Source organism: Desulforhopalus sp. IMCC35007 (assembly GCF_005116575.1).
GTDB lineage: Bacteria > Desulfobacterota > Desulfobulbia > Desulfobulbales > Desulfocapsaceae > Desulforhopalus_A.
Map to the genome: position 1 here is coordinate 1 of NZ_SWCN01000099.1, position 271 is coordinate 271.

1 protein-coding gene is annotated in these 271 nt (G+C 52.8%); it reads right to left on the minus strand.

Annotated features, from left to right (window positions below; genetic code table 11):
* Positions 1 to 271, minus strand: a 271-nt coding sequence (locus FCL48_RS24775) for a VCBS domain-containing protein (RefSeq protein ID WP_136876765.1), incomplete at both ends; no start/stop codon positions are given.

The window sequence follows — 271 nt, forward strand, 5'->3', positions numbered from 1 at the left end:
CCCCGTTAACGGTGTCACCGGAACCTTCAACCACACTGTTGTCGGCAGGAGTAACATCTGCATCCGCATCATCAATAGAGATGGTCGGTGCACCGTCGGTCAGGCCGTTTACATCGATGGTAAGGGTAGCGGTAGACTCGTCCCCATCAGCATCAGTAATGGTGTAGGTAAAGACATCCTGGATGGTGACACCATCGTCAAGGGACTGTACATCCGGGTTGCTGTTATCAAGCTGGTAGCTGTAGCTGCCGTCTTCATTGAGAGTCAGGGT